This is a genomic window from Streptomyces sp. CO7 (assembly GCF_053474865.1).
Map to the genome: position 1 here is coordinate 1 of NZ_JBRIOU010000134.1, position 415 is coordinate 415.

The window sequence follows — 415 nt, forward strand, 5'->3', positions numbered from 1 at the left end:
ATGCAAGGACGTTCTAAATACGGAACAAAACGCCCTAAACAAAGTAAATAATACAAACAAACATAAGGGTTTTTAGAAGTTGATATCAAATCAGTGGAGTCAGGCAACTGACAATGATATTGAGATGAGAGACAGATAGAAATCCTTTTAAATGAGAAGGGAGGCTATCAGATGCCACGTAAAGGTCCTGTAGCAAAAAGAGACGTATTGCCAGATCCAATTTACAATTCTAAACTTGTATCTCGTTTGATCAACAAAATGATGATCGACGGTAAAAGAGGAAAGTCACAAACAATTCTCTACAAGTCATTTGATATCATCAAAGAACGTACTGGTAATGAAGCGATGGAGGTTTTCGAACAAGCCTTGAAAAACATCATGCCAGTTCTTGAAGTTAAAGCACGTCGTGTAGGTG

At 37.3% G+C, this 415-nt stretch carries 1 pseudogene; it reads left to right on the forward strand.

Annotated features, from left to right (window positions below):
- Nucleotides 1–171 precede the first annotated feature (171 nt).
- A pseudogene (locus tag ACOV8S_RS31455) lies at nucleotides 172–415 on the forward strand (30S ribosomal protein S7); the annotation flags it as partial.